This is a genomic window from Streptomyces sp. NPDC033221 (genome assembly GCF_055577005.1).
The window spans coordinates 71,259-93,160 of sequence record NZ_JBVIQN010000011.1 but is presented as its reverse complement, the minus strand read 5'-3'; the positions used below and the strand labels follow the sequence as shown (position 1 = coordinate 93,160).

The following is a 21,902-nucleotide window of genomic DNA, read 5'->3' as shown; positions in this document are numbered from 1 at the left end:
AGGACTGTGGGGGAAGTTACCCGGCCGTAGGGCGGAGGTCACGCAGTGGGGGTTGTGATGCGGGACTCTTTTCTAAGCGATTGCTTAGGCCTCGCGGGGGCGGGTGGGGGGACGGCGGGGTGCGGGGGTGGGCGCCCGCGGGTGCGTTGCGCCTGCGGCGGGCGTCCTCAAGCTCTCCCGGCTACCGCTGGGAGGTGCCCCCAGACGGGCCCGTATCGCCTCACTCAATCGCCCGACCGGCTTGCCCGGGCCCCCGCTTCCGTCGGTTCCGGGGTGGGGATCTGGCGCCTCCGCCGGTGTTTGAGGAGGGCCCAGGGGGCGCGGGTGGCGGTGACCTCGGTGCCGCCCTCGTCGGCGGCCTGGGCGGCCGCCTCGGCGACCGGGAGGATGCCTTCGCGGCGGTACGGCTCGGGGTGCTCTTCTTCGGGCCACAGGCCGAGTGCGGCGCAGAGGGTGGGCAGTACGGCCATGGCGGCGGTGGCGTAGCCCTCGGCGGAGGGGTGGTAATTGTCGGGGCCGAACAGTTCGCGGGGGTGGGCCTCGAACTCGGGGCCCAGCAGGTCGCCCAGGGAGACCGTACGGCCGCCGTGCGCCACGACCCCTATGGTCTGCGCGGCGGCGAGCTGCCGGGACAGGCGGCGGGCGACCCAGCGCAGCGGCTGGTAGACCGGTTCGATGGTGCCCAGGTCGGGGCAGGTGCCGACGACCACGGCGCAGCCGGCCTCGCGCAGCCTGCGGACGGCGTCGGACAGCAGGCGGACCGAGCGGGCCGGGGGCATCCGGTGGGTGACGTCATTGGCGCCGATCATGATGACGGCGACGTCGGGCCCGGGCCCCGGCCCGTCCAGGGCGAGGGTGACCTGCCGGTCGAGGTCGTCGGACTGGGCGCCGGGCAGCGCGACGTTGTGCAGGTCGACCGGCAGCTCGGCGACGGCGGCGAGGCCGGAGGCGAGCAGTGCGCCCGGTGTCTGGCGGGGGCGGTGGACGCCCTGGCCGGCGGCGGTGGAGTCGCCGAGGAAGATCAGCCGCAGTGGTGGCCGGTCGGTGCGGTGGGCGAAGGCGGAGCCGTAGCGGCCGTCCGCGCTGGGCGGTACGGCGCTGGTGCCGCCGACCGTACGGCGGGCGAGGCGGACCTCGGTCAGCAGCAGGCCGACACCGGCCACGCCGAGCAGACCGATCCCGCCGCCGCCCACCGCGGCGGCGGCGGCGATCCGCCGTGCCACCCTCGCCCTGGACATCGTCATCGGCATAGGCCGGGCACCTCCCCGTGCAGTGCGTGCGAAATGTGGTGCGACATGTGGTGTGGAGTGGCTGGAGGAGTGGCTGGTGGGTGGAGTCGGTGGCGCAAGCGGGTCGCGGGCGCCGGACGGGACGTCGTGGCGGCGGCCATGAGAAGCGCCACACCAAGGTGGTGCCCCGTCGGGCGGGCCGCGCAACGCGCGGCGACTCCATGAGGGCCGGGCAATAGGCTGGTCGGATGGGCGCAGGACAGCGCGCCCCCGACAGCGGAGACCACCGTGCAGTTTTACGAATCCATGATCGAGCTCGTCGGCAACACCCCGCTGGTGAAGCTCAGGAACGTCACCCGAGGGATCCAGGCCACCGTCCTGGTGAAGGTCGAGTACTTCAACCCGGGCGGGTCTGTGAAGGACCGGATCGCCGTACGGATGATCGAGGCCGCCGAGAAGTCCGGTGAGTTGAAGCCGGGTGGCACGATCGTCGAGCCGACCTCGGGGAACACCGGGGTGGGCCTGGCGATCGTGGCCCAGCAGAAGGGCTACAAGTGCATCTTCGTCTGCCCGGACAAGGTGTCGACCGACAAGATCAACGTGCTGCGGGCGTACGGCGCCGAGGTCGTGGTCTGCCCGACGGCGGTGGACCCGGAGCACCCGGACTCGTACTACAACGTCTCGGACCGGCTGGTCCGTGAGACGCCGGGCGCCTGGAAGCCGGACCAGTACAGCAACCCGAACAACCCGCGTTCGCACTACGAGACGACCGGTCCCGAGCTGTGGGAACAGACCGAGGGAAGAATCACTCACTTCGTCGCGGGCGTGGGCACCGGCGGCACCATCAGCGGCACCGGCCGGTACCTGAAGGAGGCGAGCGAGGGCCGGGTCAAGGTCGTCGGCGCCGACCCGGAGGGCTCGGTCTACAGCGGCGGCTCGGGCCGCCCGTACCTGATCGAGGGCGTCGGTGAGGACTTCTGGCCGAGCGCCTACGACCGTACGGTCGCGGACGAGATCGTGGCGGTCTCGGACAAGGACGCCTTCCAGATGACCCGGCGGCTGGCCAAGGAGGAGGGCCTGCTGGTCGGCGGCTCCTGCGGCATGGCGGTCGTGGCGGGCCTGGAGGTCGCCGAGCGGCTCGGCCCGGACGACGTGGTGGTCGTGCTGCTGCCGGACAGCGGCCGCGGCTACCTCAGCAAGATCTTCAACGACGAGTGGATGGCGGACTACGGCTTCCTGGCGGACGCGGGTCCCGCGGCCCGCGTCGGCGATGTGCTGCGGCACAAGGAGGGCGCCCTGCCCTCGCTGGTCCACATGCACCCGGAGGAGACGGTCGGCGAGGCCATCGACGTCCTGCGCGAGTACGGCGTCTCGCAGATGCCGATCGTCAAGCCGGGCGCCGGGCACCCCGACGTGATGGCGGCGGAGGTCGTCGGCTCGGTCGTGGAGCGGGAGCTGCTGGACGCGCTGTTCGCGCAGCGCGCGTCGCTCGGCGACCCGCTGGAGAAGCACATGTGCCCGCCGCTGCCGCAGGTCGGCTCGGGCGAGCCGGTCGGTGACCTGATGACCGTCCTGGAGAAGGCGGACGCGGCGATCGTGCTCGTCGAAGGCAAGCCGAAGGGCGTGGTGAGCCGGCAGGACCTGCTCGCCTTCCTGGCCCGCGAGGCCAAGCAGGCGTAGGGGCCGCCGTACCCGTACCCGTACCCGTATGAGGCGGGGGTTTGTTTCCGGGAGGCTCCGTTTCCGTGGTTGCTTCTGCGCCGAGGACAGCCGGCGTCAAGTGGCCGTCAGGAAACGGGCGGTCGCCGCAAGGTGTACGTATGCGTCACGTCCCTGCAGCACGGGCTTAACACTGGCCCGGCACAGTGGTGACGGTGGCGATACGGACTTCCGGAGCGGCTCCCGGACCTTCCGCGCATCGCCCGGACGCGATGACCGGCCCTGACCCGGTCCGCGTCCCCCGCGGGGACCGCCGTCGTCCCGCCCCCGGCCCCGGCCGGGGTGCGGCGGTCCCCGCGCGACCGGCCCCCGCGCGTGCCCGCACCGGCTCACTCCCGCCCGGGCCCGCTCACTCCCGCCCGGGCCGGCTCACTCCCAGCCGTCCGTCTCCCGCTTGCGCTCCCCGGGTATCAGTTTGAAGAAGCCGGAGGTGTGCAGCGCGTTCACGCCGACGATCCCGGCCCAGCTGACGAGCAGGCCGATCAGGCCCGCGTGGGCCGCGCCGATCGCGGACAGCGGTATCGCCAGGACCAGGGAGACGGTGGCGAAGCCGAAGCGCTCGGCATAGCCGCTGCCGGGCCCGGACCGCGGACGGGGCGGCTGCGCGCCGCGCGCGACCTGCATCTGCTGCTCGGCGAACTGCCGGCGCACCCGCTGGTCGACCGTCGTGTCGAGCTTCTCCAGGAAGGCGTCGACCAGCTCGGACTCGTACTCCGGCCCCAGCTCCTTGCGGGTCTGCAGGGTCGCGTCGAGTTCTTTCCTCAACTCGGGGTCGTGGGTTGCCATGCTGCTGAGATTACGGGCGGGAAGCGGGCCGCGCGGTAGGGCTGTCCCCCGTATCCGTGGGGGTGCGGACCGGTTCTCCCGCCGCGGCGGGCGGGATGCGGCCGGTGTCGCGGCGGGTGACGGTCCAGTACAGGGCGGCGGGTACGGCCAGCCCGACGAGCCAGGAGAGGTCGGCGCCGCCGAGCGGGGAGACCAGCGGGCCGGTGTAGAAGTGGGTGGCGAGGAACGGGAACTGGGCCAGCACCCCGACCGCGTACACCGTCAGCGCCCTGCCGTTCCAGGCACCGTAGCGGCCGGCCGGGTCGCTGAGCGCCGGGATGTCGTACCGCTCCTTGGAGATCAGGTAGTAATCGACGAGGTTGATCGCCGACCACGGGGTGAAGAACGTCAGCAGGAACAGCAGGAAGTCCTTGAACGAGGTGAGGAAGGAGTCCTTGCCGAGCAGGGCGACGGCGGTGCCCGCGAGCATGATGCCGGTGATGTGGGCGGCCCGGCCGCGGGGCGACAGGGTGCTGCGGCCCCGGAAGCCGCTGACGCTGGTGACCAGCGACATGAAGCCGCCGTAGGTGTTCAGGACGTTGATGGTGAGCTTGCCGAGGGCGATGACGAAGTACAGCGCCGAGGCGATCAGGCCGGTGCCGCCCAGGGAGACGACGTAGGAGACCTCGTGGCCGACGAACGCGGCGGGGGCCGCGGCGGCGGCGAGCGCGCCGAAGGTCATCGACCACTGCGACCCGAGGACCGAGCCGGACAGGGTCCACCAGAAGGTGGCGCGGGTGGAGGTGTGCCGGGGGAGGTAGCGGGAGTAGTCCGCGACGTACGGGCCGAAGGCGAGCTGCCAGGAGGCGGACAGCGAGACGGCGAGCAGGAAGAGCGGGAAGGAGAAGGACCGGTCGTGCAGGAGGACGGCCAGGTCGACCCGCTCCAGCAGGCGGGCCCCGAGGTAGAGGAAGGCCAGCGCGCACACGACGCTGGCGACCCGGCCCAGTACGTGGATGAGCCGGTAGCCGACGGCGGCGGCGACGGCGGTGACCACGGCGAAGACGATGATGCCCGGGGTGGCGCCCAGGTGCGTCAGCTCGCCGACCGCCTGCCCGGCCAGCACCGTTCCGCTGGCGAAGAAGCCGATGTACATGACGATGACCAGCGCCAGCGGCACCACCGCGCCGCGCACCCCGAACTGGGCCCGTGAGGAGATCATCTGCGGCAGGCCGAGGCGCGGCCCCTGGGCGGAGTGCAGGGCCATGACCATGCCGCCGAGGAGGTTGCCGAGCAGCAGGCCGGTCAGTGACCAGAAGGCGTTGGCGCCGAAGACGACCGCCAGGGCGCCGGTGACCACGGCGGTGATCTGCAGGTTGGCGCCGAGCCACAGGGTGAACTGGCTGACGGGCGTGCCGTGGCGTTCGTCGTCCGGGACGACGTCGATCGAGCGCTGTTCCACCACTGCCGCCATCGGCTGCCTCTTCCGCGCATCGGCTGTATGAGTTCATGCAGGATCGATGCGGGTGAATGGAAAAATCAATACCCGGGACCGGAAAAAGGAGCGGCGGCCTCCAGGGGGCGCAGCTCGTCCGCGTACGAGACGGAGAGCCGGCGCATCAGCCCGTCCTCGGTGATGGCGTACTGCCCGAGCCGCCACAGCGGCGGCGAGTAGGCGTGCAGCGAGACCGCGTCGTCACTCGCGCCGGTGAGGCGGTGGATGTGGTCCGGGCCGAAGCAGAAGGAGGCCCCGGCACGGACGGCGGTGGCCAGGTGCGCGCCGCCGATGCGCGGGTTGGACTCGGTCAGCGCGCCCTGGACGACGCGTACCGCACCGGACGAGAGGTCGTGGTCGTGCCAGCCGGTGTCGTTCTGCCGGGTCCAGCACAGCAGCCAGATGTCCACGTACGTGTCGCGGTGCAGGGAGGCGTAGTGCCGCTCGGCGTCCGAGAAGGCGACCTCGCCGTGCCAGAGTCCGGGCGCTTCGGCCAGCCGGTCGACGAGGGTGCGCAGTTCGCGTTTGGCGAGGTTGCGGGCGGGGAGGGCGGCCAAGAATCCGGGGGTGTCGGGCGGCGCGGGCGGCGGTGGGGCTGAGGGGTCCGGTGGTGCCGGTGGTGTGGATGGGTTCGGTGGTGCCGTGGGGGTCTCGGAGGTCATGTGCGGGCTCCTTGCGCCGGGCCGAGGAGGCGGGCGGGGTTGGTGGTACGCAGGGCGTGTACGGCCGCGGCGCCCAGGTCGGGCAATTCCGGTGCGGCGTACGGGCGGTCGCTGCCGCTGACGACGGCGTCGATGCCGACGGCGCGGACGACCGCGTCCACGGCGTGGGTGCCGTAGGAGGAGGTCTCGTAGAAGACACCGGGATCGACGCGGCCGCGCTCCCCTCCGCCGCGCGCGGCCAGCCGTTCCCCGTGCAGCGGGGCGAGGCCCGCGAGGGCGGCGAAGCAGACGCGCAGGCGCGGGTGGCGGGGGCGGCCGAAGGCGCGGAAGGCGAACCAGGCGGCATGCAGCTGCTGGAGGTACGGGACCAGGGCGGGCCACCACGGAGGGCCGCCGGGCGGTGCCGGGGGAGCGGCCCCGGGGTGGACGAACAGGGGTTTGTCCAGGGCTTCCGCGGCGCCGATGAGCGGGGCGCAGCGCGCCCAGCCGACGGCGTCGAGCAGGGCGGTGGCGGGAAGTTGGAGACCGGCGCAGCCGCGGCGCAGCAGGCGTAGGACGGGCCCGGGATCGGAAGCGGGGTCGGGAACGGGGGCGGGAGCGAGGGCCGACAGGCAAGGAGAGGCCCAGACGCCGAAGGGCGCGGGGAGGGCGAGCGCGCCCTCGTGGAAGGCGTCGAGCAGCGGGCCTGCCTCGGCGGGTGGCAGGTGTTCGATGCCGAGCGGGCTGGAGAGGGAGATCAGGGCCCGGTCGAGTCCGTCGGCGCGGGCCAGTTCCGTCCGGGCGGTGCGGTCGTGGTCGGCGGGGTCGACGGCGTACGGGGGTTCGCCGGGCAGGTGCAGGGTCCAGCCGTCCAGCCGGGGCGGCGCGTCGCGGGCGCGCAGCAGGTCGGTGAACTGCGGTGGCCACCAGTGCTGGTGGAGGTCGGCGGGCACGGGATTCCTCCCGTGGGTGGAGGCGGTTAACCGCTTCAGTGATGCGATTAAGTGAAGCGATTAACCGGAACGGCTGTCAAGGGAACGGCAGGGGCGTCCGCGCGCACCCGGCGGCGGACGCGCCGTCCAACGCGCGGGGGGCGCCGGTGCCTTGGGTAGGCTTCCGGCATGGCCAGGCCCCGTAAGCGCACGACTCTCCGCGAGGTGGCCGAGGCCACCGGGCTCTCCACCGCCGCCGTCTCCTACGCCCTGCGCGGCACGCACGTCTCCAAGGAGACCGAGGAACGGGTGCGCAGGGCCGCCGCCGAACTCGGTTACGAGGCGGACCCCATCGCCCGCGCCCTGGCCAGCGGCCGTACGAGCATGGTCGGGGTGCTGGCCGGCGACCTCCAGGACCTCTGGCAGCAGCAGCTGATGGCGGCGATAGGACGGGAACTGCTCGCGGGCGACCGCTACGCCCTCATCCTCGACGCCGGCGGCGACCCGCAGCGCGAACTCGCCCTGGCCAAACAGCTGCGCGACCAGCGCGTGGACGGCCTGCTGGTGTCCCCGGTCGACCCGTCGGCGGCAGGCTGGGCGCCGATCGCCGAGGCGGTACCGGTGGTGTCCATCGGCGACTCGCTGTGCCGCGCCCGTACGGCGGGCGAGGTGCTGTTCGACAACCGCGCCGGGATCGACGCCGTACTGGAGTACCTGACCGGACTGGGCCACCGCCGGGTCACGGTCCTGACCCCGACCGGCCCGTCCACCCCCGACCGGCCCGCCGACGTCTACGTGCGGGAAGCCGCCGGCCGGCTCGGCATCACCGCCGAAGTGCTGCCGTGCGCCCAGGAACTGGGCGAGGCGACGGCGGTCGCGCGGCGCGTGCTGCGCGCGGGCGAGACGGCCGGCGCGCCCCGCCCGACGGCGGTGTTCTGCTTCTCCGACTCGATCGCGTACGGGGTGTACGCGGCGGCGGCCGAGGCATCGCTGACGGTAGGCCGCGACGTCTCGGTCGTCGGCTTCGACGACCACCCCGTCTCCCAGGTCCTCACCCCGCCCCTGACCACCCTCGACTGGGGACTCGCCGACATCGCCAAGGAGGCAGCACGGCTGGCCGTCGCGGCGATCGAGGGACGGCGCGTACGGCGCAAGCGGATGCTGTGCGCGCCGCGGCTGAGCGAGCGGGGGTCGGCGGTACGGGTCTGAAGCCTAGCCGCCGACCGGGCAGGTGATGTCGGTCTCCGGGCGTTCTCCGGTGAGCAGGAACGTGGTGGTCCGGCGGTCGGCGCAGGTGTGGTCGTCGCCCTTGTAGGCGCCGTGGCCGCCGGCCTCGACGGTGATCATCCGGGCGCGGTCGCCGAAGGCGCGGCGCATCGCGCGGGCGCCGACGAGCGGGGTGGCAGGGTCCCGGCGGTTCTGGACGAGCAGGACGTTGGACGGGCCGTGGGAGGTGATGCGTACGGGCTGCTCGGCGGGGGACGTCGGCCAGAAGGAGCAGGGTGTGACGTTGACCGGCATTCCGGCGGTCAGCGGGTGGCGGGCGCGGTCGGCGGCCACGTCCCGGGCGTACGCACCGGTCGAGCGCGGCCAGGCCACGTCGTTGCAGAGGGTGGCGAGCGAGGCGGCGGCGGTCTGCTGCTGGGACGCGAGGTCGGTGGGGGACGGCGTCGGCTGCGCGGGCAGGTCCGGGGCGTCCGGGTCGTCCAGCTTGGCGCGGGCGGCGCGCATCAGGGCGATCAGGCCGTCGAACCGGCTGTCGGAGAAGAGGCTGGTGAGCATGGTCTGGCGCAGGACGTTGCCGTTCAGCTCGGCGGGGTTGGCGTTCGGCCAGGGCAGTGGGGTGCGGTCGAGGCGAGCGGCCAGGCCGAGGAAGAGCGGGCGGATCTGCTCCGGCCGGTCGGCGAGCCGGTCCGGCCGGGCCGGCTCGGCGGCCCGTGCGGCGAAGTCGGGGAAGCGGTCTTCGGCGCCGGCGGCGGAGTTCGCCAGCCAGCCGCGTTCCACGCGGCGCGGGTCGGGGTCGCCGTTGCTGTCCAGCGCCCAGTGGGCGGTGCGGCCGGGGAAGAGCTGGGCGTACACCGCGCCGACGTACGACCCGTAGGAGACGCTCAGGCCGGACAGGGTTCGCTCGCCCAGCGCCTGCCGGATGCGGTCGATGTCGCGGGCCTCGTTGGCGCTGCTGATGCTGCGCAGTACCGGCCCGCCGTGACGGGCGCAGGCGTCGGCGGCCCGGCGGGCGGCGGAGATGTTCCCGTCGACCGAGCCGTCGGGCGCGGGCCATGAGCGCAGGGTGGTCATGGACAGGTCGGCGTACGGGAGTTCGCAGCTGACGGGTGAGCTGCGGCCCACGCCGCGCGGGTCGAAGCCGATGATGTCGTAGGCGTCGCGCAGGCGGTCCGAGAGCTTCGCGGTGGTGGGGCGGTCCAGCCCGGGACTGCCGGGGCCGCCGGGGATCAGCAGCAGCGCGCCGCGGCGCGCGGACGGCTTCTTCGCGGGGATGCGGGAGACGGCCAGGCTCAGCTGTCTGCCGTCCGGGTGCTTGTGGTCGAGAGGGACTTTCAGCGTCGCGCACTGCTGGTCCGGGCCGGCGGCCTGCGTATGGCAGGGCTGCCAGTCGAGCGATGCCCGGGGGAGGGCCGGGGACGCCAGGGCGGTGTCGGCCGGGGCGAGGAGCGGCAGGGTGACGGCGAGGGCGGCGGCAGCGGCCAGGACGGTGGGGCCAAGGGGGCGGTGGCGTTTGGTGGTTCGCATGGTGCCAGCCTGGCCGGGAGGGCGGCCGGGGCCCAGCAGGGCAGCACCCGGACCGGGGGTGGGGAGCGCCCTACCAGGGCCGTACCTCGGGTGGCCCGGAGAGCCGCGGCCTCGCCTCTTGCTTGACTGTATATCGTCATGCAGAGTCATCGGTGAGTGAATAGAGGCTGTCGGGGAAGGGAGCCGCGCACCATGCCGTCCCGGACTCTGGATCAGGACCGGCGGCCCGGACGTACGCCCGAGGACGCCGGCGCCGCCCGCGCGCCGAGCCGTACGCCCGCCGCCTCCGCCGCCCGGCCCGCCCCCACGGTCCCGCTCGACGGGCGCAGCCTCGGCGTGACCGGGATCGCCGCCCTCGCGGACGGAACGGCCCGCCCCGCAGCCCTCCACCCCGAGGACTTCACGTACGCCGAGCAGTCCTGGGAGACCGCCCGCCGCCTCGCCGCCACCGGCCGGGTCTACGGCCGCAGTACCGGTGTCGGCGCCAACCGCACCGAGGACGTGACCGCCGCCGACGACGGGCACGGTCTGCGCCTGCTGCGCAGCCACGCCGGGGCGATCGGTGATCCGCTGCCCGCCCGCGAGGTGCGCGCCATGCTCGCCGTGCGTGCCAACCAGCTGCTGGCGGGCGGTGCGGGACTGCGCCCCGAGGTGATCACCGCGCTGGTCCGGGCGCTGGAGACCGGCGTGTACCCGGTCGTCAACGAGTACGGGGCGGTCGGCACCGGCGATCTCGCCGCGCTCGCGCAGACCGGGCTGGCGCTGGCGGGTGAGCACCCCTGGATGACGCCGGGCGACGGCCGGGCGCCCGCACCCCTCGCCCTGGACGGCAACGACGCGCTCGCCTTCATCAGCAGCAACGCCCTCACCCTCGGGCAGGCCGCGCTCGCCCTGGACGGGCTGCGGCGCCTGCTGGCCGCGGCGCTGCCGGTCGCCGCGCTCTCGCTGCTCGCGGTCGGCGGCTCGTTCGAGCCGTTCGCCGAGCCGGTCGTGCAGGCCCGCCCGCACCCCGGGTCGGCCGCCGTCGCCGCCCGGATGCGGGAGCTGACCGGCGCCCCGGCCCGGCCCGCGCCACCGCTGGGCCGCATCCAGGACCCGTACGGCTTCCGCTGCATCCCGCAGATCCACGGCCCGGCGCTGGACGCCGCCGACGCCCTCGACCGGGTGCTGGCCGTCGAGGTCAACGCGGCGGCCGAGAATCCGCTCATCAGCGTGGCGGACCAGGCGGCCTACCACCACGGCAACTTCTACGCCGCCCACCCGGCCCTCGCGCTGGACGGCTTCCGGCTCGCCGTGCTCCAGACCGCGCTGCTGTCCACGGCCCGCCTCGCCGCGCTCTCCGAACCGGACTTCACCCGGCTGCGGCCGTTCCTCGGGGACCACGCACCGGCCAGCTCCGGCGTGATGATCCTCGAATACGCGGCCGGGGCGGCCCTCGGCGAGCTGCGGGCCGCCTCGCAGCCCGCGTCCCTCGGGCACGCGGTCCTGTCCCGCGGTGTCGAGGAGCAGGCCAGCTTCGCGTCGCTGGGCGCCCGCCAGACGCTGCGCGCCTGCGGTACGTACCGGCGGGTGCTGGCGTGCGAACTGGTCGCTGCGGTACGGGCATTGCGGATGCGCTCGCTGGAGCCCGAGCCGGGCGTACCGGCGGCGCGCGCCTTCGCCCTGGCCGCCGGGGCGCTGGACGCGCGGATGGCGGACCGGCCGCTGACGGAGGACGTGGCGGTGGCCGAGGGGCTGCTGGACGGGCTGGCCGCGCTGTGAAGCGGGCAGAAAGGGACGGGGAGCGCGTCCCGATTACGTACAGTCGGGCGGCGGGACGGGATCCGCGCGGTACGCCGCCCCGCACGGGCAGGAACGACACGAAGGCCGGGAGCACGGCCGCGAACACGGCCGGGAGGCAGCGATGAACGGGGACGGTGGCACGGACCGTGGTGGCACGGCGGACGCGGACGCGGGGGAGGCTGTCGGTCCCGGCGCCGCCACCGGCACGGCGGCGCGCCTCCAGAAGCTCTTCGAAGGACACCGCCTCACCCCGACCCAGCGGCGCATCGCGCACTGCATGGTGCGCCGGGCCGCCGACGCGCCGTTCCTCTCCAGCGTCGAACTGGCCGAACTGGCCGGGGTCAGCCAGCCGTCCGTGACCCGCTTCGCGGTCGCGCTCGGCTTCGACGGCTACCCGGCGCTGCGCAAGCACCTGCGCGAGGTCACGCCCGCCACGACGGCGCGCGGCAGCGAGCCGTACAACGAGTACCAGCAGGCCGTGCAGGCGGAGATCGACAACCTGCGGCACCTCGCGGCGGTCCTGGCCGACCCGGGCCCGGTGGTCCGCGCGGGCCGGCTCTTCGCGGCCTCCCGGCCGCTGCCGGTGCTCGGTCTGCGCGCCGCGACCGCGCAGGCCGCGGGCTTCGCGTACTTCGCCCGCAAGGTCCACCCGGACGTCCGGCTGCTCGACGAGGGCGGCACGATGCTCACCGACCGTATCGACGCGGCGGTGCAGGCGGGCGCGAGCACCCTGCTGTGCTTCGCGCTGCCGCGCCACCCGCGCGAGGTCGTGGACGCGCTGGAGTACGCGCGCGCCGCCGGTCTGACCGTCGTGACCGTCGCGGACAGCGCCTTCGCGCCGGTCGCCCGGCACACGGACCTGCTGCTGCCCGCCGCCGTCGGCACCGGCCTCGCCTTCGACACGGCCTGTGCGCCGATGCTGCTCGGCCGGGTGCTGCTGGAGGCGATGTGCGACGCGCTGCCGGACGCGCAGGCGCGGCTGGAGGAGTTCGACGCGAAGGCGGCCGAGCGGGGGCTGTTCGTGGAGTGAGCCGCCGGCTCCCGACCGGGGCCCTCCGGCCGGCTTCACGGAATTCTCAGACGGGCTGGTTACCATTCCGCCGCCGTGACGTGGATCCGTAGCCGGATCGTGGAGCGAGGAGGTTGTCGTGGGTCGCGGGGCTGTTGCGCTGGCGCGGGTGGCGGTGCTGGTACGGGCGCCGGCCGGGTGGCTGTGGTGGCCGGGGGTGCTGGCCGCCGGAACCGGTGTGCTGGTGCCGGGGCTGACCGGGCGGCGGATCGGGGTGTTCGCCGGGGCGGCGCTGTTCATCGTCGCGGCGTACGCGGTCTTCGCGGTGCGGCGCAAGCGGTACGCGCGGCTGGCGGGGGCGGCGTCCCGGGCCGGGAAGTCCGCGATCCTCCAGGACCGCGCCGTGACGCTGCGGGTCTGGCGGCGGGCCCACCGCTGGTGGCTGCTCCTGGCCTTCCTGGCCGCGGTCGGCTCCTCGTTCGCGCTGCCGGCGGCCGGCGGGATGCTGCTGGCCGGGGCGGGCCTCGGGCTGTGGGCCAAGGCACTGTGGCTGGGCCGCTGGGAGCGGGAGCACGACGCGCTGCTGTGGGTCCGTACGGAGGCGGCGGTACGCGGCGGGCCCGCGGGCCGGGACGTACGCGGCCACCTGACGACCGGCGTGGCGGCCAAGGACGCCCGTCCGGGAGGGGCGAAGGCGGCCCGGCCGAAGGCGAAGGCGGCAGGAGCCTGAGGCCGCTTCCGGGCGGCATCCGGGGCGGGCCTCACTCGCCCCGGGTGCGCAGGACCAGCTGGTTCACGCCCCACAGGGCGATGCCGATCGCCATCAGCACGGCGGCCCGTACATACACCTCCACCGGCCGGTCGGCGAGCGGACTGGCCAGGACGAGGGCCCCGGCGGCTCCGAGCACCGGGAAGACGGTGGGGGTACGGAAGTGGCGGTGCGGCACCCGGTCGCGGCGCAGCACCAGCACCGCCACGTTGACGATCGCGAAGACGCACAGCAGCAGGAACGCCGTCGTGTCGCCCAGGCCCTCGATCTCGCCGGTCAGGACCAGGCCCAGTGCCAGCAGGGTGGTCAGGGCGATGCCGACGACGGGGGTGCGCCGGCCGGGCAGGACGCGGGCCACGGCGCGCGGCAGGATGCGCTCGTTGGCCATTCCGTAGCAGAGCCGGGAGGCCATCATCATGTTGATGAGCGCGGAGTTGGTGACCGCGCACAGCGCCATCAGCGCGAACACCGTCGGCGGGAACGTCACGCCGCCGGCCCGCACCACCTCCAGCAGCGGCGCCGACGACCCCTGGAGCCGCCGGTGGTCGACCAGCAGTGACGAGACCAGGGCGACCAGGACGTAGACGGTGCCGGTGATGCCCACCCCGAGGAAGATCGCGCGGGGGAAGTCGCGGCCGGGGTGTTCGGTCTCCTCCGCCATGTTCACCGAGTCCTCGAACCCGACGAAGGCGAAGAAGGCGAGGCCGGTGGCGCCCAGCACGCCGGTCAGCACCGCGAAACCGGTACCGCCGGTGTCGAGTTCGGCCAGCCGCGCCGGTTCCCCGCCGCCGGTCACCACCGCGTACACCCCGAGCCCGATGATGATCAGCAGGCCGGAGACCTCGACCAGGGTCAGCACCACGTTCGCCTTGACCGACTCCGCCACGCCGCGCAGGTTCAGCGCGGCCAGTGCCAGCACGAACACCACCGCCACCAGGGTCGGCGGCAGGTCGGCGAAGGTGCGCAGGTAGTCGCCGCTGAACGCGCGGGCCGCGGCGCTCGCCGAGGACAGGCCCGAGCACAGCACCATGAAGGCGACGAGGAACGTCAGGAACGGCACGCGGAACGCTTTTTGGGTGTAGAGCGCGGCGCCCGCCGCCTTCGGGTACTTGCCGACCAGTTCCACGTACGAGGCGGCGGTCAGCGCGGCGATGCCGAAGCCGATCACGAAGGGCAGCCACAGGGCGCCGCCGACCTTGCCCGCGACCTTGCCGGTGACGGCGTACACGCCGGTGCCGAGGATGTCCCCGACCACCAGCAGGACCAGCAGTCCGGGGCCGATGGCGCGGCGCAGCGGGGTGTCCGGGCCGGCCGGGTCGGTGGTGTCCGTGGAGGGGGTCCGCATGAGCCCGGCATGCCCGCTGCGGAAGATTTTTAGAGCTGGGTGAGCGCGTCCCCGTACGCGCCGCCGCTCTCGGCGACCAGTTCGTCCACGCGCTGTGCGGCGCGCACGGTCGCCCAGCGCAGGGCGCCGTCCGGGCCCGGCGCGTACCCGTGCACGCCGGGGCGCGGGAGCGAGTTGTAGGCGAAGTGGGTGGAGAAGTAGTACGCGCCGGTGTCCAGGAGGGCGATGTGGTCGCCCGGCTCCAGGAGCGGCAGCGGCCGGTCCCGCGCGACCAGGTCGCCCGCGAAGCAGCACGGCCCGGCCACGTCCTGGGCGACGTGCGGGCCGGTCCTGGGGCGGCCCTGCGCGTCGTACGCGGCCACCCGTACCGGCCAGGCGTCCGGCGCGAAGACCGTACGGGTGGCGGTCTGCGCGCCCGCGTGGGTGACGGCGATGCGCCGGCCGCCGGCGGTCTTGGCGTACTCGACGCGGGCCAGGACCGTGCCGTGCTTGGCGAGCAGCGAGCGGCCGAACTCGGTGACCAGCCCATAGCGGCCGTCGAAGAGCCCCGGCACGGTGCGGCGCAGCAGCCGGGCGTACTCCCGGTACGTCGGCGTCACCGTGTCCGACGCGAAGTTCACCGGCAGGCCGCCGCCGATGTCCAGGGTGGTGACCCGGTCCCGCCCGGCCTTCCCGTTGATCTCCTCGGCCAGCTCGTACAGGACCCGCGCGCCGTCCGCCATCAGCCCGAGCGGCATTCCCTGCGACCCGACGTGGGCGTGCAGACGGGTCAGCCACGGGCGGTCCAGGAAGGCCCGTACGACCCGTTCGCGGGCGTCCTCGTCGCGCAGCGCCACCCCGAACTTCGACGTGCCGGTCGCGGTGCTCATCGCGTCGATGCTGCCGCCGCCGAGCTGCGGATTGACCCGCAGGCCCAGTGGTGACGCGGTCGGCGCGGCGGCGGTCAGGGCGTCCAGGCGGTCCAGTTCGCCGAAGCTGTCGGCGTTGACGGCGATGCCGAGGGCGAGCGCCTCGCGCAGCTCGGCGGGGGTCTTGGCGGGCGAGTCCAGCACCGTACGGGACGGCGGCACACCGGCCGCGCGGGCCAGCGCCAGCTCGCCGGGGCTGGCGACCTCGCACCCCAGCCCTTCCTGCGCGAGCAGCCGCAGTACGGGGACGAGTGAGGCGGCCTTGACGGCGAAGGCGTGCAGGACGGGAGCGCCGGGGGCCGCGAACTCGTCGAAAGCGGCGCGCAGTTCGGCGGCGGACCGGCGGATTCCGGCGATGTCCAGCAGACCCGCCACGGGGTCGGCGGCGCTGACCAGCCCCTGGGCGACGGCTGCCGCGACGGCACGGTCCCGCAGGGCGGGGGCGCCACCCGAGGGGAACACGGAGGGGGAGGCGGGGGAGTCGGGGGGAGGCGAGGGCGGGGGCGTCGCGGGGCTCATGCCACCACTCCACCACCTGCCCGCCGTGGCTGCCATCGACCGGCACCCGCGCACGCGGTGTTGACCTCTCCGGCACGCGGCAATAACGTCACGGCGCTCTCACGAGGGCCCCTTTCCCGGAACGGTGGTGCGCTCCATGCGATACCGGCACGTCCAGGCGAGACCGGCGGCGCGGCGGGATTTCGCGCGGCCGCCCCGGCCCCCGTACCCCGATGTGATCGTGGTCGGCAGCGGCATCATCGGCGCGGCCTGCGCCGAAGCGCTCACCCGGCGCGGCGTACGGGTCGCCGTCGTGGACCGCGCGCCGCTCGCCTCCGGTACGACGGCACACGGCGAGGGCAACCTCCTCGTCTCCGACAAGCCGCCGGGGCCCGAACTGACACTGGCGCTCGCTTCGTCGGCGCGCTGGCCCGGGCTGCTCACGGAGCTGGACACGGCGGAAGGGATGCGCGGCGGGCTCGCCGAGCGGTGCGAGTACGAGGCGAAGGGCGGCCTGGTCGTCGCCCTCGGGGAGGCGGGTGCGCGGGCACTGGCCGGATTCGCCGGTGCGCAGCGGGCCGCCGGTGTCACCGCCCACGAGGTCGGCCCGGACGACGTCCACACCTACGAACCGCACCTCGCCCCGGGCGTCCGGGCCGCCGTCCACTACCCGCAGGACGCCCAGATCCAGCCGGTCGCGGCGGCCACCGCGCTGCTCGGTGCCGTACGGCGGCGCGGCGGCACACTGCGCGCCGGCGTGCGGGCCCTCGGTGTCGAGCGCGGCGCGGACGGGCGGGTGACGGCGCTGCGCACCTCGGCCGGGACGCTGCCGTGCGGCGCGGTCGTCAACGCCTGCGGGCCGTGGGCCGGCGGGTTCGCGCGGGAGGCGGGCGCGCCGCTGCCCGTCCAGCCGCGCCGGGGCCTGGTGCTGGTCACCGCGCCGCTGCCGCCGGGCACGGTCCGGCACAAGGTGTACGACGCGGACTACGTGGGCGCCGTCGGCAGCGGTGACGCGGACCTGCGGACCTCGGCGGTCGTCGAGGCGACACGGGGCGGCACGGTGCTCATCGGGTCCAGCCGGGAGCGGGCCGGTTTCCAGGAACGTTTCCGCACCGCCGTGCTGCGCGAACTCGCCCGCAAGGCCGTGACCTTGTTCCCGGTCCTGGGCCTGGTCCCGGTGATCCGCGCGTACGGCGGCTTCCGCCCGTACACCCCCGACCACCTCCCGGTCATCGGCCCGGACCCCCGCCTGCCGGGCCTGTGGCACGCGACCGGACACGAGGGCGCCGGCATCGGACTGGCACCCGCGACCGGCGAACTCCTCGCACAGCTGTACGCGGGCGAACGCCCGCTCCTCGACCCGGAGCCGTACCGGGTGGCCCGGCCGGGACTGGCGGAGGAGGCGCGGTGTTCCGCGTGACGGTGGACGGCGCCGAACGGTGGGCGCGGACCGGCCAGACGGCCGCCTCGGTCCTGCTCGACGCCGGGCGCGCCTCCTGGCGGACCACCCGCGGCGGCCGCCCGCGCGGCATCTTCTGCGGGATCGGCGTCTGCCACGACTGTCTGGTGGCCGTCAACGGCGTACCGGACGTACGGGCCTGCCGGCGGGAGGTCCGGGCGGGCGACCGCATCGAGACGCAGGAGGGCGCGCGGCTGCCGTGTCCTCCTCCGGAGACGGGAACGGGCGCGGCTCCGGGGACGGCGCGTGAGGCGGCGGTGCCGGTGGTCGTCGTGGGCGCCGGGCCCGCGGGCCTGGCGGCGGCGCTGGCGGCGGCGGAGACCGGGGCACGGGTGGTGCTGGTGGACGACGCGGAGCGGCCGGGCGGACAGTTCCACCGGCAGGCGGCGGACGGCCCGGCCCGGGACCCTGCGGTCCGCGCCGTACAGGAACACCCGCGCGTCACATGGCTGCCGGGGAGCACGGTCTGGGCGCTGGAGCCCGGCGATGGCCCGCCTTCAAGCGCCGACGCGGGCTGGACCGTCCACGTCCTCCAAGGCCCCGCCGACGCCCCCTCCCGCACGGCCCACACCCTGCGCGCCGCCGCGCTCGTCCTGTGCACCGGCGCGTACGACCGGGCCCTGCCGTTCCCCGGCTGGGACCTGCCGGGCGCCGTCACGGCGGGCGCGGCCCAGGCCCTCGCCAAGGGGCAGCGGACGGCGATCGGCCGCCGTGTGGTGGTCTCCGGCACCGGGCCGTTCCTGCTGCCGGTCGCGTCGTCGCTGCTCACCGTGGGCGCGCGGGTCCTCGGGGTGTACGAGGCGGGCTCGCCCGCAGCCTGGCTGCGCACGCCCGTCGCCGCGATCCGCGACGGACACACCAAACTGCCCGAACTCCTCACGTACGCCGCCGGGCTGGCGCGGCACCGCGTCCCCTACCGGACCCGCCGGGCGGTCGTGGCCGCGCACGGACGGGACCGCGTCGAGGCGGTCACGGTGGCCCGCCTCGCTCCGGACTGGCGCGTCGTGCCCGGCACCGAACACCGCGTCGAGGACGTCGACGCGGTCTGCGTCGGCTACGGCTTCACCCCGCAACTGGAACTCGCCCTCGCCGCCGGCTGCGCACTGCGCGACGCCACCTGGGTCGCGGTCGGCGCCCGGCAGCAGACCTCCGTACCCGGCGTGTACGCGGCGGGCGAGCCCACCGGCATCGGCGGCGCGGCACTCGCCGCGGCGGAAGGCGAACTGGCGGGGTTGGCGGCGGCCCACTGGGCGGCGCACCACGGTGACGCGGCCGGGTGGGCCCCGGCCGACGTGGCGGCGCGCGGCTCGGCCGCCCGGCGGCGGGTCCTCGCGGGCCGCCGCTTCGCCCGGCTGCTCGCCGCCGCCCACCCCGTACGCGACGGCTGGCACACCTGGCTCGGCGAGGACACGCTCGTCTGCCGCTGCGAGGAGGTCCCGTACCGGGTGCTCCGTACGGCGGCGGGGCAGCCGGACGCGGACGACGCGCAGGGACCGCACGGACCGGCGGCGGACGGCATGTGCACGTTCAAGCTCGCCACCCGCGTCGGCCTGGGCCCCTGCCAGGGCCGGATCTGCGCCCGCAACGCGGCCGGACTCTGCGGCCCGGACACCCTCCCCGACCCCCAGACGGCCGACCGGCGCCCGATCGCCCAGCCGGTCCGCCTCGCCGACCTGGCCGCACCCGGCCCCGAGCCCCGGGACCCCGGCGCTCCCGACCCCGCCGCACCGTACCGAGAGGACCCGTCATGACGGATCACGCGACGCCGCAGTCCCGTACGCCCCACCCGTCCCCCACGTCCCGTACGTCCGGCACCGCCGCCTCCCGTACGTCCCTGACCGGCGTCATCGTCGCCACCACCCTCCCGTACGCCGAGGACCGGACCGCCCCCGCCGGGCTCCGGCCCGACCTCGACCGGTACGCCGACCACTGCCGCTGGCTCGTCGACAGCGGCTGTCACGGGGTCGGGCCGAACGGATCGCTCGGCGAGTACTCCTCGCTCACCGACGACGAACGGCGCGCCGTGGCCCGCACCGCCGTCGCGGCCGTGGGACGGGACGCGCTGGTCGTCGTGGGCGTGCACGGCGTCGGCTCGCACCAGGCGCGGCACTGGGCGGAACAGGCGGGCGAGGACGGGGCGCACGGCGTGCTGTGCCTGCCGCCCACCCTCTACCGGGCCAACACCGGGGAGGTCGTGCGGCACTTCGAGGAGGTCGCGGCCGCCGGACTGCCGGTGATGGTCTACAACAACCCGCTCGACACCAAGGTCGACCTGACGCCGGAGATGCTGCGCGAGGTCGCCGCGATCGACGGGGTGGTGGCCGTCAAGGAGTTCTCGGGCGACATCCGCCGGGTGCTGCACATCAAGGAGCAGGCGCCCGGCCTGGACGTGGTGGCGGGCGCCGACGACCTGGTGCTGGAGGCGCTGCTGATGGGCGCCACCGGCTGGTTCGCCGGCTTCCCCAACGTCTTCCCCGCCGAGTCCGTACGCCTCTACGAGCTGGCCCGGGCCGGGCGCGTGGCCGAGGCGCGGGAGCTGTACGAACCGCTGGTCGCCGCGTTCCGGTGGGACTCGCGCACCGAGTTCGTACAGGCCGTCAAGCGGGCGATGGACCTCGTCGGCCGGTACGGCGGACCCTGCCGGCCGCCGCGCGGCCCGCTGCTGCCCGAGCACCGGCGGCAGCTGGACGCGGACATGCGCGGCGCCGTCCAGGCGCTGGAGATCTGGGCGAAAGCGGCCGGGTGATGGCGGCGGAGGCACCGTTCGCCGCCCGCGCCGCGCACACCTTCAGCGCCGTGGACTCGCACACGGAGGGCATGCCGACGCGCGTCATCACGGACGGCGTCGGCACCATCCCCGGCGCGACCATGGCCGACCGCCGCCGCCACTTCATGGAACACCTCGACCACATCCGCCAGTTGCTGGTCAACGAGCCGCGCGGGCACGCCGCGATGAGCGGGGCCATCCTGCAGCCGCCCACCTGTCCCGACGCCGACTGGGGCGTCCTCTACATCGAGGTCTCCGGATGCCTGCCGATGTGCGGGCACGGAACGATCGGCGTCGCCACGGTCCTGGTCGAGACGGGCCTGGTGGAGGTCACCGAGCCCGTCACGACCGTACGGCTGGACACCCCGGCCGGGCTGGTGGCGGCCCGGGTCGCGGTGCGCGACGGCCGCGCCGAACACGTCACGCTGCACAACGTCCCCTCGTACGCGCACGAACTGGACGCCGTGGTGAAGGTGCCCGGCTTCGGCGAGGTCCGCTACGACCTGGCGTACGGCGGCAACTTCTACGCGATTACCCCGCTCGCCGCACTGGGCATCCCGTTCGCCGCCTCCCACCTGGACGACATCCTCGCCGCCGGCCTGGCCGTCATGGCCGCGGTCGACGAACGCGACCGGCCCGTGCACCCCGCCGACCCGGCCATCTCCGGCTGCCGCCACGTGCAGTTCACGGCCCCCGGCACACCGGGGCCGGACGGCTCGGACTCCCGTAACGCCATGGTCGTGCACCCCGGCTGGCTCGACCGCTCGCCCTGCGGCACCGGCACGAGCGCCCGCATGGCCCAGCTGCACGCGCGCGGCGCGCTCCCGCTGCACCGGCCCTTCGTCAACGAGTCCCTGATCGGCACCCGCTTCACGGGCCGGCTGGTGGACACCGGACAGGTCGGCGGACGGCCCGCGGTGGTGCCGACGGTCACCGGGCGGGCCTGGATCACGGGCACGGCCCGGTACGTCCTCGACCCGGCCGACCCGTTTCCCCGCGGATTCGTGCTGTAGCGGAGGCCGCGCCGGGGCTCGGGTGTGTCGGCTGCGAAGGTGAGCTGTCGTGCGCGGCCGCCGCGTACGCGTGAAGAGGAAGCGGAGTACATGCTCACCAAGGAGATACCGGGCCGGGCGCACGCGCGGCGAGGGGCCTGCGCGCTCGCCGCGGCGGTCACGGCCGTCGCGGCGCTGGCGTTGCAGACCGGAACGGCGGCAGCCGTCACCGCACCGGGCGGGAACACGGTCACGGCCCCGGCTGCCATCCCCGCCCCGGCCGTACGGATCACCGAAGGCCAGGTCCGGGAGGCGGGCCCCGGCGGCGCGCTGCTCTACCCGAGTGTGACCAGCTGCCTGACCGTGACGGTGCGCCTCGCGGGCGGCGGCCTGGTGGGCGCGCACGCCAGCCTGTTCCAGGTGCCGGGGGAGTACCGCTCGGACCGCATCCTCGCCGCCCTGCGGGACCGGGTGGGCGGCCGTGAGGTGACCGCGGTGGAGGTCAGGGGCGCGGTCGGCGCCTGGCTGCCCGGCTACTTCAGCAAGGCGGTGGAGAGCTACGGGGACGGGGAGGCCGTGCCGTATCCGACGGAGCCCGACCCCGGGGGCCTGGCGGCGGCGGTGGCGGACGGCCTGGGGCAGCCGCGCGCGAAGGTGACGGTGGCGGACGTGCCGGACGGGGACCAGACGGTGCGCTGAGGTCGCGGCCGGAAACGGGCCGGGGCGGCGCGCGGCCCGCCCCGACCTGTTGACTAGCCATATTCAACGCTCCAAGATGTGAATGGCTCGATCCAGATGCCGTGCGTGACCTTCGCGCGCATCGCTCGATCCACTCGCATCG

The 21,902-nt window shown here is 74.8% G+C and carries 18 protein-coding genes; 10 read left to right on the top strand and 8 right to left on the bottom strand.

Features of this window, described 5'->3' with window-relative positions:
• Window positions 1-224 precede the first annotated feature (224 nt).
• Window positions 225-1,238: an SGNH/GDSL hydrolase family protein gene (locus ACZ53K_RS16990; RefSeq protein WP_468836703.1), complete on the bottom strand. Its 1,014-nt coding sequence runs from the start codon at window positions 1,236-1,238 to the stop codon at window positions 225-227.
• 279 nt (window positions 1,239-1,517) lie between these two features.
• On the opposite strand from ACZ53K_RS16990, the gene ACZ53K_RS16985 reads away from it, so the two are divergent.
• Window positions 1,518-2,909: a cystathionine beta-synthase gene (locus ACZ53K_RS16985; RefSeq protein WP_468836700.1), complete on the top strand. Its 1,392-nt coding sequence runs from the start codon at window positions 1,518-1,520 to the stop codon at window positions 2,907-2,909.
• 408 nt (window positions 2,910-3,317) lie between these two features.
• Here the strand turns inward: ACZ53K_RS16985 and ACZ53K_RS16980 are convergent, their stop codons facing one another.
• The 4 genes from ACZ53K_RS16980 to ACZ53K_RS16965 form a co-directional block, all read right to left on the bottom strand.
• The gene (locus ACZ53K_RS16980; RefSeq protein ID WP_468836698.1) at window positions 3,318-3,734 is read right to left on the bottom strand and encodes a hypothetical protein; all 417 of its coding nucleotides are present in this window, start codon (window positions 3,732-3,734) and stop codon (window positions 3,318-3,320) included.
• 10 nt (window positions 3,735-3,744) lie between these two features.
• Complete coding sequence (locus ACZ53K_RS16975) at window positions 3,745-5,187, bottom strand: purine-cytosine permease family protein (protein WP_468836696.1); 1,443 nt, start codon at window positions 5,185-5,187, stop codon at window positions 3,745-3,747.
• Window positions 5,188-5,252: 65 nt separating this feature from the next.
• Window positions 5,253-5,870, bottom strand: a complete 618-nt coding sequence (locus ACZ53K_RS16970; protein WP_468836693.1) for a cysteine dioxygenase — start codon at window positions 5,868-5,870, stop codon at window positions 5,253-5,255.
• On the bottom strand, window positions 5,867-6,802 hold the full coding sequence (locus ACZ53K_RS16965) for an amidohydrolase family protein (protein ID WP_468836691.1): 936 nt from the start codon (window positions 6,800-6,802) through the stop codon (window positions 5,867-5,869). Before ACZ53K_RS16965 ends, ACZ53K_RS16970 begins: the two co-directional genes overlap by 4 nt.
• Before the next feature lie 168 nt (window positions 6,803-6,970).
• On the opposite strand from ACZ53K_RS16965, the gene ACZ53K_RS16960 reads away from it, so the two are divergent.
• Window positions 6,971-7,990: a LacI family DNA-binding transcriptional regulator gene (locus ACZ53K_RS16960; RefSeq protein ID WP_468836688.1), complete on the top strand. Its 1,020-nt coding sequence runs from the start codon at window positions 6,971-6,973 to the stop codon at window positions 7,988-7,990.
• 3 nt (window positions 7,991-7,993) lie between these two features.
• Here the strand turns inward: ACZ53K_RS16960 and ACZ53K_RS16955 are convergent, their stop codons facing one another.
• Window positions 7,994-9,532, bottom strand: a complete 1,539-nt coding sequence (locus ACZ53K_RS16955) for an alpha/beta hydrolase (RefSeq protein ID WP_468836687.1) — start codon at window positions 9,530-9,532, stop codon at window positions 7,994-7,996.
• A 192-nt stretch (window positions 9,533-9,724) separates the two neighbouring features.
• Here ACZ53K_RS16955 and ACZ53K_RS16950 point away from each other — a divergent pair, with 192 nt between their 5' ends.
• From ACZ53K_RS16950 to ACZ53K_RS16940, 3 genes are all read left to right on the top strand, one after another.
• On the top strand, window positions 9,725-11,293 hold the full coding sequence (locus ACZ53K_RS16950) for an aromatic amino acid ammonia-lyase (RefSeq protein WP_468836685.1): 1,569 nt from the start codon (window positions 9,725-9,727) through the stop codon (window positions 11,291-11,293).
• Window positions 11,294-11,435: 142 nt separating this feature from the next.
• Window positions 11,436-12,344, top strand: coding sequence for a MurR/RpiR family transcriptional regulator (locus ACZ53K_RS16945; protein WP_468836683.1), 909 nt, complete (start codon window positions 11,436-11,438; stop codon window positions 12,342-12,344).
• 118 nt (window positions 12,345-12,462) lie between these two features.
• Complete coding sequence (locus ACZ53K_RS16940; protein ID WP_468836680.1) at window positions 12,463-13,053, top strand: hypothetical protein; 591 nt, start codon at window positions 12,463-12,465, stop codon at window positions 13,051-13,053.
• 31 nt (window positions 13,054-13,084) lie between these two features.
• Here the strand turns inward: ACZ53K_RS16940 and ACZ53K_RS16935 are convergent, their stop codons facing one another.
• Both ACZ53K_RS16935 and ACZ53K_RS16930 read right to left on the bottom strand, forming a co-directional pair.
• The gene (locus ACZ53K_RS16935; protein ID WP_468836677.1) at window positions 13,085-14,437 is read right to left on the bottom strand and encodes an APC family permease; all 1,353 of its coding nucleotides are present in this window, start codon (window positions 14,435-14,437) and stop codon (window positions 13,085-13,087) included.
• Window positions 14,438-14,466: 29 nt separating this feature from the next.
• Window positions 14,467-15,864, bottom strand: a complete 1,398-nt coding sequence (locus ACZ53K_RS16930; RefSeq protein ID WP_468836676.1) for a type III PLP-dependent enzyme domain-containing protein — start codon at window positions 15,862-15,864, stop codon at window positions 14,467-14,469.
• A 136-nt stretch (window positions 15,865-16,000) separates the two neighbouring features.
• Between ACZ53K_RS16930 and ACZ53K_RS16925 the strand changes: the two genes are divergently transcribed.
• From ACZ53K_RS16925 to ACZ53K_RS16905, 5 genes are all read left to right on the top strand, one after another.
• Entirely contained in the window at window positions 16,001-17,263 is a 1,263-nt protein-coding gene (locus tag ACZ53K_RS16925; protein ID WP_468836674.1) for an NAD(P)/FAD-dependent oxidoreductase, read from the top strand.
• Window positions 17,251-19,053 carry an FAD-dependent oxidoreductase gene (locus tag ACZ53K_RS16920; RefSeq protein WP_468836672.1) on the top strand — a complete coding sequence of 601 codons (1,803 nt, stop codon included), beginning with the start codon at window positions 17,251-17,253 and terminating at the stop codon, window positions 19,051-19,053. Before ACZ53K_RS16925 ends, ACZ53K_RS16920 begins: the two co-directional genes overlap by 13 nt.
• On the top strand, window positions 19,050-20,048 hold the full coding sequence (locus ACZ53K_RS16915) for a dihydrodipicolinate synthase family protein (protein ID WP_468836670.1): 999 nt from the start codon (window positions 19,050-19,052) through the stop codon (window positions 20,046-20,048). Before ACZ53K_RS16920 ends, ACZ53K_RS16915 begins: the two co-directional genes overlap by 4 nt.
• On the top strand, window positions 20,048-21,082 hold the full coding sequence (locus ACZ53K_RS16910; protein WP_468836669.1) for a proline racemase family protein: 1,035 nt from the start codon (window positions 20,048-20,050) through the stop codon (window positions 21,080-21,082). Before ACZ53K_RS16915 ends, ACZ53K_RS16910 begins: the two co-directional genes overlap by 1 nt.
• 90 nt (window positions 21,083-21,172) lie before the next feature.
• Window positions 21,173-21,760 carry a hypothetical protein gene (locus ACZ53K_RS16905; RefSeq protein ID WP_468836666.1) on the top strand — a complete coding sequence of 196 codons (588 nt, stop codon included), beginning with the start codon at window positions 21,173-21,175 and terminating at the stop codon, window positions 21,758-21,760.
• Window positions 21,761-21,902: the final 142 nt, after the last annotated feature.